Source organism: Methylorubrum zatmanii (assembly GCF_014845115.1).
In the GTDB taxonomy this organism is placed as follows: domain Bacteria; phylum Pseudomonadota; class Alphaproteobacteria; order Rhizobiales; family Beijerinckiaceae; genus Methylobacterium; species Methylobacterium zatmanii.
The window spans coordinates 1-7,245 of record NZ_NKUI01000319.1 but is presented as its reverse complement, the minus strand read 5'-3'; the positions used below and the strand labels follow the sequence as shown (position 1 = coordinate 7,245).

The following is a 7,245-nucleotide window of genomic DNA, read 5'->3' as shown; positions in this document are numbered from 1 at the left end:
GCCCCTGCCCCTGCCCCTGCCCCTGGCGGGCGAGGAGAGCGGAATGGGGCGATGCCATCCTCGTCCCGAGAGACGCCATCCACCTCGAGGATCCGGCCGCCGCCGGCCCGGACGAAGGGTCGCGTATCGCACCAACGCTCCTACGAGGCTTTTGCCGTCACACCCCATGAGCAAACCCGAGCAAGGATGCTCCACGCATAATCGGCTTGGCGAACAGACGCCTTGGCGAGCACATCGCGCCATTCCTTGAACTCGCCGCGCGTCTCGATCCGGTGCTTCTCCTCAAAGACACCGATCGGCATGGCCCCGAACTCGGCCTCTATCTTCGCGAGATGCTTGAGGTAGTCAGCCTTGGTTCGAGGCGCGAGCTGTTTATTGAATTCCGCCGACGCCTTGTAGGCCGCGATGACGGATCGGAACTGGCCTTGAGGCAGCGCCTTCCGCGAAGCAATAGCGGCATTGTAGCTCGCCAGAAATTCAGGCGAGCCGTATCGGCCCTCAAGCCGAGGACCGCCGCGCCACGCATAGTAATAGGTTCGCTCCTTGCCGCCCGCGAGCTTCATCTTCACGGCGTGCAAGCCAGTCATTTTAACCCGCACGGCGCGACTTTCTCCACTCTGCCACGGCTAGGTCGGAAGCGCTCATCTCCTCCGTCCCGAACCCAGAGATAAGATCCCAAGCGCGATCAATCGCCTTGCGGTCCCACCGATGCGTACCGGGCAGGGGAGGCGGCATGCGGCCGTCGCTCACCCACCGATCCCATGTGGCCGGCGACAGGCTGCAATAGGCCGCCGCGGCTTCGCGGGTCATGCCCCGAGGCTCAAGGCCAGAGCGTCCGCCCCTCTCTCTAGGCACGATCCTCTCTCCCCTTGTCTTCGGTGGTGGGGCTGGCGATCAGTTCAGCGTCAGAGAGACCCGGCGAGCCGGCCAAGCCGCAGTAGCCGACGCGCTCGCGTGTTGTGCGGGTGCGCGTGCGCTCCAATCCGACCATCTCGGTCGTGTGCTCGACCTCGACAGAACCGCTGTTGCGCCACGCCATGCAGGCGGCACCGATGCACCGTCCGACGCTTCGCTCTTCGTTGCCAGGACGGATCAGGGCTCGATTGAAGCCTAGCGGATCGCCGCTCGTGCGCCAGCCTCCGTCCTCATGGGGCTTGGCCCATGCCGCTCGCGTAAAAGGGCACCAGAGTTCGATAGCCTCGCTCTCACGCATCGCCCTTCTCCTGTTCGGCGAGGGCGGCGCGCCCGGCGTCGGTCAGAGCGAATCGTGTGAAGGCGAAGAAGCCATGTCCCGGCTCCTTGCCGACCTCGCGCACCAAGCCATCAGATCGAAGCTTACGCACAAATGTCAGGCCGGGCGCCGTGCCGTCGCATGGGAAACTGCTGACCGGCTCGTGGTCCGCGATCCAAGTCAGCGCCTTACGACGCGCGGGTGTCAGGGTCTTACGCATTCCGCTCCCCTTCGGGCTGGAGAGGGAGGGCCAGCGGGCCGGCAAGGGTGTACCAGTCGTCACCCGGCTCGACCTCAAAGCTTGGGCCGTGCCTCTCGGGGTCGTAGGGCTCTTTGACGAGTAGGCCGTGCGTCAGGGCGAGCGCCTGAATGTCGGCGCCGTCCGCATCCTGGCCGTCGAAGGCATAGCCGATGATCTCGCGAGCGAAGGCAATCAGGCCCTCACGGCTCTGGAAGGCGGTGATCTCGGCGAGCCGTGGGGCGATGAAGTCCGCCATCAACGCGTCGGCTGCCACCTCGCGGTCAACGGTGGAGGCGACCGAGACCTGATGCTCGGCCAGCCACGCGACGAGCCTCGTGCGCTCGCGTTCGGTCACCGCCTCGATCTCGGCGGCGAGTCTCTTGGGATCAGAGACCATGGGAAGCCTCCCGCAAGAGAAGCGGGTGCCCTGAAGGAAGCCAGTGACCCGGTTCGACCATGCGCCCCTGTTTGAAGACGCAGCCGTAGAGCACCCAGCCGCGATCAGGCGGCGGCTTATGTCCCGGCACAGGCTCCGGCAACCCGCTCACGTGGAGAAGGGCAGCCTCGATCACCGCCACCGCTTCCCGAGCCTTCGGCGCCCGCAGGCTGATGGTGCCGTTGTTGGTGTCGACCGGCTTCAGGTACGCGAGCGCCTGTTCGAGGGTCATCGGTTCACTCGACATGGGAAGCCCCCTGTTCGGCCTGGGCGATGAGGGCGGCAGACCTGGCGAGCGCGCCAGCCGGCATGCGCATCACGACCTTGCTGGCGCGTTTGCACAGTGCCGTGCGCACGCCGTTCATGGTGAAGATGCCGAGGACCGTCAGCCGCTCGCCGCCCAGATCCCAAACTTGACCCAGCGAGACCTTGTGCTCATCGGGGTCGCGCCATTTCTCCATCTCACCCATGACGGTCGGCCTCCTCACGGTTGAGCGCAGGGGTGGGGGCGAGCCGCACCGCGATCTCCCGCGCCATGTCGGGGTGCATCACGAGCGCCGAGCCGATCTTGAACACGTCCCGCTTCGGGCGGCTGACGTAGCGAATGCGCTGGCGATGGCCCTGCCGACGCCGCCTGGCGGCCCGCGACGGCGAGCGCACCTCGGACCAATCCTCGACCGTCTCGACCATGTTCGGATCTTCGATGATCCGCAGACCGCCGGACGGCAGAAGGCCCATTGCACCAAAGCCGAAATGTATCTCTGGCTCTGCGGGCGGTAGCAACGCCATCATCTCCCGCATGGCCCGCAGCATCTCTTCGGATGATGCCGGCGGCTTGGCCTGTTGGCGGGTCGCGCTATTGAAGGTGAGGTCCATCTAAGCCCCCTCCCTTGCCGTGGCCGTGCGGGCGAGCGCGGTGCGTTTGCGGGCTTCGTCGATGGCGAGGCGGCATGACGGCAGCTTTTCGTTACCGCCCTCGCTGTCGTGGAGATCCACCTTCATGTCGCCGAGCAAGAGCCGGTTGACGTTGTGGTTGAGCACGAGCTTCCAGCCGTAGTGCGTGCCGTAGGACGCGTTCAGGCGGGCGTTGCAGCCGTCGAGGAAGTCGAGGCGGGCCGCATCCTCCCGCAGCACCTCTCCCTCGGCCCGGAGCCGGGCGAGTTCGGCGAGCATGACGCCGCGCTCGTCCTGCCACTGGCCTTCGCAGTAGCGGAGGGTGCCGTTCGCCTCGTCCCTCTCGGCCGTGACCTGCTGGTGGGCGGCGAGGGCCGCGGCTTTGTCGGACAGGAGCGGCTGGATCACCTTGCCATCGATCTTCAGGAAGATGCTGCGCACGAGAGCTTCGCGCACAGGCTCTGCGAGCCCAGGGGCACCGACCTTGATTGATTGCCGGATCAGGTCGCGGACATAATCCAGCGCCTCTGTGGTGACGGGGCCGGTCATACGATCGGCTCCATCTCGACGCGCCGGCCGGTGATGTCGGCCAGGGCCTCACCGAGGCTCCGGCATCGCGTGACACCGGCATGATTGACGAAGCTGAACTCGTCGCAGCCGATGGCGTAGACCGGCGTTCCAACCGCGAGAGCCGCACCGACCTCAACGAAGGCGCCTTTCAGAACCTCGTCAGGCTGGCGGTAGACGATGACGGCATCAGCCGTCGCAGCCTCGTCCACGCACCGCCGCCACAGGTCGGTGAAGCACGCCGTCTCGCCCTTGCCGGCCTCATCGATCCACGATGAGATGATCGGGAAGCCGTCTGCGCGGAGCCGCCGCCAGAGCCACGCATGGGCTGTCTTGCTGGCCATGTAGATCGTGCGCTCGCCCATGGCTCAACGCCCTCCCTGACCGGAGGAGGACGGCGGGGCGGGCTCATCCTTGATGTGGTAGCCGGTGCCGTCGCCCATCAGCCGCCAGCGGCGCTTGCGGTTGACCGCCATCTTGCGCTCGACGGTCTCCCAGAGGCCGGGATATCGAGACAGGACGATCACCACGTCGGCGGCTTCCTCAACCCGCGTCGGCTCGGCTTTCAGTTCCTCCATCTCCTCAGCGGCACGGCTGACGATCCGAGCCGGCTCAATGGGGCCGAACGTGTCCTCGCACCACTTAGCGATAGTCTCGAACGTTTCCGCCCCCTGCGCCTCCGGGGCTTCCGGGCGGGCGGCGAGCATGGCGCGGTAGACGGCGACTGCTGCCATGCCAGCGTCCCAATCTGGCGTCTCGCCAGCCACGTAGTTCTTGAGATCTTCCTGCACTCGAACGTAGGCGTCATGCCCTGCTTCGATCATTGCGAGTGGCAAGCGGCTATCAGCGTGGTCTGCGGCGTCGTCATCCAACGGCGCCAAAACCCACTCCGTCCCCTCGGCCACCGTGCGGGTGCTGTCGGGGGCGGGCGGACGCCGCCGGGCCCCTGTGTTCGGGTTCGGCCGCCTGCTGCCCGGAATGGGCTGTTCGCTGCGGAGGATCGCCGCCAGCGTCTTCGCATAGGCCCGGCCGTCGGCCTCCCACCCTTCGGCGATGGTGTCGATCTCGGAGGCCGCCCGCTCTCGCCAGTCCTCCGCCCCCGACCCGGCGCTCTGCCCGGCCAGATGGCTGGAGAGGATGTCTCGGACGTAGTTTGCCGAGGCCGCTGCGAAGTCGGCGTCCGCCGAATTGAGAAGCCCCTTCTGATCCCTTGCTTCCGCAACCACGATGTAGTGGTGAAGCCCCCTGATGACCTCGAACCTCCCCGGCGACGCCTTCTCGCTCAGCGCCCGCAGGCTATCCGGCACGCCCGGCGATGCCGGGGCGGAGAGAGCCGCATCGACAGCGGCTTGGCCCCACGCCTTCACGCCGGATCGGGCGAAGTCTCGGAACGCCTCCTTGTCCATGTCGAATGCCGTGAAAAGCCATTGCGGTTCCGGGTGCCACTCCGATGCCCCGAACCATTCGCGAGCTATGGGCGTGATGCGACGAACCGCCGTCTCGCCGCGATAATTCGTGTAGAGGATCGTGACCGTCTCTGCCTGCCCCGGCGTCCTCGCCGCCTCGTCTTTGGTCGTGGTCGGCATGGCGCTCGGGCCGGCGATCAAGCTCCTGATCGTCCGTATCCGCCCCTCGGCGACTTCCAGCCACGTGGATGCCTTGCCATCGGTTGCCAGATCTTCGGCGGCACGCCGCAGCTCGTTCCCCAGCATTTCCAACTCGGAGAGAGTGTGTTCGACGTTCATGGCTCAAGCTCCAGGGGCGAGGGTGGAGGATTGGGGCGGGCGCCTGGCGAAGCGGCCGGAGGCGTCGCGAGCAGCGGGCGGCGGCGGGAAATCTTCACGGCACAGGCGCTCGCCGGGTTCGAGCGCGGCTTCGGCGCCGGCTCGGGTCAGCCAGAGCCAAGTGCGGCCGAGGTCGTCGGGCTCTCCGCTTTCGGCGAGGCCATCTTCGACCAGACCAAGCCAGTTCTCGTCCCGGCCACCTGCGAGGAAGCGGTTGCGGTAGGACCGGCGGTAGCGGTTCGGCAGGCCAAGGGCGTGCCGGGCAAGTCTGCGCTGTTCGGGGCTCACCGCCGGCCTCCTTCGATCTCGGACGCGGCGGGCGGTGTGGACAGCGTGTCGATCACAGCTCCGATGAAGGCGGTCGCCGCTTCCGCGTCGATGGCGTTGCCATAGGGGCGCACGCGTCCCAGGCGGCCGGGATACGCATGAGTGACCGGTAGTGTGCCGGGTTCAACAGCGCGCCGTTGTCCGTCTCGGCAGACCAACCACTGGTACTGGCGCCGCGGCCGAGCCAGACGGTCTTGCGGCTGCTGTCGGTGTTCCCAGCCGCGTTGTAGCCCTTCTGAGGAGGCGTCCCAGCCATGGGCGTGGGCCACAAACCATAGCCGCTGCCTTTTATGCTCTCCGCCGATAGCGCAGAGATCGACCGGCCCGCAGGCGTAATCCGCCGCTTCCAGATCAGCTTGGACGAGGTCGAGCCAATGGAGCGCGTCCTTGCTCGCAGATTGCTCTCCAAGGACGATTGCAGGTCGGCACTCTCGGACGAGATGATACCAAGCCGGCCATAGGTGCCGCTCGTCAGCGAACCCGCTTCGGCCGCCTGCCGCGCTGAAAGGTTGACACGGGCAGGAGCCCGTCCAGACTGGGAAGTCCGCAGGCCAGCCGGCGAGGTTGAGGGCGTAGTCCCAGATGCCAATCCCGGCGAACCAGTGACATCGCTCGTACCCGTCCAAGTCGTAAGGTCGAACATCGACAACTGACCGGGTATCGACGTCGCCCGCCGTGATGAGCCCGGCCGCGATGAGGTTGCGCAACCACTCTGCGGCATAGGGATCACACTCGTTGTAGTAGGCACGCCCGCTCATCGTCCGGCCTCCCCCGTGTCAGCGGGAGGGGTGTCGAGGAATTCACGCTCTCGCTCTGCGTGGATCGCCTCATTCGACACGAAGACCTTGCGCTCAGTCTTCGGATCAGCCGTGCGGAAGTTCGGCGAGCCCTTGCGAGGACCGCGCGTGATAGCCTGCGTGACCACCTTGCCGGTGACCATGACGCCTTGGCCTTCTACGGCTTGGGAGAGGTAGCCGATCCAGCCGTCAGGCAGCACGACCGAGCGATGCGCGGCTCGGGTGAAGATGTCGAACCAATCGACACTCTTCGGACGCTCCCTCACCTCTGGAGCCAGTGCGGGGGTGGTCATGCGGACCTCCGCATGTAATTGCGAGACTGCCAAATCAGATTGTCTGATCGCCCATCGAATAGGGCACCGATCTGTTTCGATGTCAGATCAGGATGCGCGGATCGAATGCTAGCAGCAGCCTCGTATCGGGCGCGGGTAGCCGTCTCGTGAATAGATCGGCCGATGACATCACGAACGGAAACGCTGTGCTTTCGAGCCGTGGTTTCGATGATCTCTGCCGGCGACGGCGCGTCTTCATTCAGGAGACCCGACCGCTGCTTATTGGGGCTTCTCGCTCTCTGGTTCATGCCCAGAGCATTTCGGATGGAAGAGTGATCTCGCCCGCCGAAAATCCTGCCTAGACGCTTGATACTGTGTGTCGGATGCACCTCCCTCACGGCTCGGATTGCCTCGTAGCGAGCCGCAACGATATGGACCGCGCGGTCATCTCCTAGAATGTCCTCGAAGGTGACGCCGTGCTGGGCGGCCACCTTCCGAATGATGGCATTCGGCATACGGGCGAGAACGGCACTGGGGATGACGATCTGCTGGGGAGCGGTCTCTACAGATGCCACCTCGACCGGGCGCATATCGGGTTCTGCCGGAGGAGGGAGACGGCGTGCGGCCTCCTCCTGCCGACGACGGATCTCTTTATGGATGCTGTCCCTTATACAAATCTGACGCTGCCGCCGAATA

At 65.8% G+C, this 7,245-nt stretch carries 14 protein-coding genes; all 14 read right to left on the bottom strand.

Annotated elements, in window-relative coordinates; translation table 11 throughout:
• Window positions 1-140: 140 nt before the first annotated feature.
• Window positions 141-569 carry a hypothetical protein gene (locus tag MZTS_RS24340; protein ID WP_192285878.1) on the bottom strand — a complete coding sequence of 143 codons (429 nt, stop codon included), beginning with the start codon at window positions 567-569 and terminating at the stop codon, window positions 141-143.
• A gap of 278 nt (window positions 570-847) precedes the next feature.
• On the bottom strand, window positions 848-1,213 hold the full coding sequence (locus MZTS_RS24335; protein WP_192285876.1) for a hypothetical protein: 366 nt from the start codon (window positions 1,211-1,213) through the stop codon (window positions 848-850).
• Window positions 1,206-1,451 (bottom strand): hypothetical protein, encoded by a 246-nt coding sequence (locus tag MZTS_RS24330; RefSeq protein ID WP_192285874.1) that lies wholly within the window; start codon window positions 1,449-1,451, stop codon window positions 1,206-1,208. Before MZTS_RS24330 ends, MZTS_RS24335 begins: the two co-directional genes overlap by 8 nt.
• Window positions 1,444-1,869: a hypothetical protein gene (locus MZTS_RS24325; RefSeq protein ID WP_009865985.1), complete on the bottom strand. Its 426-nt coding sequence runs from the start codon at window positions 1,867-1,869 to the stop codon at window positions 1,444-1,446. The genes MZTS_RS24330 and MZTS_RS24325 overlap by 8 nt, the downstream gene beginning before the upstream one ends.
• Window positions 1,859-2,140 (bottom strand): hypothetical protein, encoded by a 282-nt coding sequence (locus MZTS_RS24320; RefSeq protein WP_009865986.1) that lies wholly within the window; start codon window positions 2,138-2,140, stop codon window positions 1,859-1,861. The genes MZTS_RS24325 and MZTS_RS24320 overlap by 11 nt, the downstream gene beginning before the upstream one ends.
• A 4-nt stretch (window positions 2,141-2,144) precedes the next feature.
• On the bottom strand, window positions 2,145-2,378 hold the full coding sequence (locus tag MZTS_RS24315; protein ID WP_009865987.1) for a hypothetical protein: 234 nt from the start codon (window positions 2,376-2,378) through the stop codon (window positions 2,145-2,147).
• Window positions 2,371-2,784 (bottom strand): hypothetical protein, encoded by a 414-nt coding sequence (locus MZTS_RS24310; protein WP_009865988.1) that lies wholly within the window; start codon window positions 2,782-2,784, stop codon window positions 2,371-2,373. Before MZTS_RS24310 ends, MZTS_RS24315 begins: the two co-directional genes overlap by 8 nt.
• Window positions 2,785-3,351 carry a hypothetical protein gene (locus MZTS_RS24305; RefSeq protein WP_009865989.1) on the bottom strand — a complete coding sequence of 189 codons (567 nt, stop codon included), beginning with the start codon at window positions 3,349-3,351 and terminating at the stop codon, window positions 2,785-2,787. It abuts the gene before it with no gap.
• Window positions 3,348-3,734, bottom strand: a complete 387-nt coding sequence (locus MZTS_RS24300) for a hypothetical protein (RefSeq protein ID WP_192285872.1) — start codon at window positions 3,732-3,734, stop codon at window positions 3,348-3,350. The genes MZTS_RS24305 and MZTS_RS24300 overlap by 4 nt, the downstream gene beginning before the upstream one ends.
• Before the next feature lie 3 nt (window positions 3,735-3,737).
• Window positions 3,738-5,114: a hypothetical protein gene (locus MZTS_RS25425; RefSeq protein ID WP_009865672.1), complete on the bottom strand. Its 1,377-nt coding sequence runs from the start codon at window positions 5,112-5,114 to the stop codon at window positions 3,738-3,740.
• 3 nt (window positions 5,115-5,117) lie between these two features.
• On the bottom strand, window positions 5,118-5,441 hold the full coding sequence (locus MZTS_RS24290) for a hypothetical protein (RefSeq protein WP_009865673.1): 324 nt from the start codon (window positions 5,439-5,441) through the stop codon (window positions 5,118-5,120).
• Window positions 5,438-6,238, bottom strand: coding sequence for a DNA cytosine methyltransferase (locus MZTS_RS24285; RefSeq protein ID WP_192285870.1), 801 nt, complete (start codon window positions 6,236-6,238; stop codon window positions 5,438-5,440). The genes MZTS_RS24290 and MZTS_RS24285 overlap by 4 nt, the downstream gene beginning before the upstream one ends.
• Window positions 6,235-6,570, bottom strand: coding sequence for a hypothetical protein (locus MZTS_RS24280; RefSeq protein WP_192285868.1), 336 nt, complete (start codon window positions 6,568-6,570; stop codon window positions 6,235-6,237). Before MZTS_RS24280 ends, MZTS_RS24285 begins: the two co-directional genes overlap by 4 nt.
• Window positions 6,567-7,245, bottom strand: a 679-nt coding sequence (locus tag MZTS_RS24275) for a helix-turn-helix domain-containing protein (RefSeq protein ID WP_210329506.1), incomplete at its 5' end; no start/stop codon positions are given. The genes MZTS_RS24280 and MZTS_RS24275, both read right to left, overlap by 4 nt.

Coding starts and splice junctions, on each gene's coding strand:
- MZTS_RS24310 (WP_009865988.1), bottom strand. CDS start 2,784: ATGGACCTCACCTTCAATAGCGCGACCCGCCAACAGGCCAAGCCGCCG.
- MZTS_RS24300 (WP_192285872.1), bottom strand. CDS start 3,734: ATGGGCGAGCGCACGATCTACATGGCCAGCAAGACAGCCCATGCGTGG.
- MZTS_RS25425 (WP_009865672.1), bottom strand. CDS start 5,114: ATGAACGTCGAACACACTCTCTCCGAGTTGGAAATGCTGGGGAACGAG.
- MZTS_RS24330 (WP_192285874.1), bottom strand. CDS start 1,451: ATGCGTAAGACCCTGACACCCGCGCGTCGTAAGGCGCTGACTTGGATC.
- MZTS_RS24280 (WP_192285868.1), bottom strand. CDS start 6,570: ATGACCACCCCCGCACTGGCTCCAGAGGTGAGGGAGCGTCCGAAGAGT.
- MZTS_RS24305 (WP_009865989.1), bottom strand. CDS start 3,351: ATGACCGGCCCCGTCACCACAGAGGCGCTGGATTATGTCCGCGACCTG.
- MZTS_RS24325 (WP_009865985.1), bottom strand. CDS start 1,869: ATGGTCTCTGATCCCAAGAGACTCGCCGCCGAGATCGAGGCGGTGACC.
- MZTS_RS24285 (WP_192285870.1), bottom strand. CDS start 6,238: ATGAGCGGGCGTGCCTACTACAACGAGTGTGATCCCTATGCCGCAGAG.
- MZTS_RS24315 (WP_009865987.1), bottom strand. CDS start 2,378: ATGGGTGAGATGGAGAAATGGCGCGACCCCGATGAGCACAAGGTCTCG.
- MZTS_RS24335 (WP_192285876.1), bottom strand. CDS start 1,213: ATGCGTGAGAGCGAGGCTATCGAACTCTGGTGCCCTTTTACGCGAGCG.
- MZTS_RS24320 (WP_009865986.1), bottom strand. CDS start 2,140: ATGACCCTCGAACAGGCGCTCGCGTACCTGAAGCCGGTCGACACCAAC.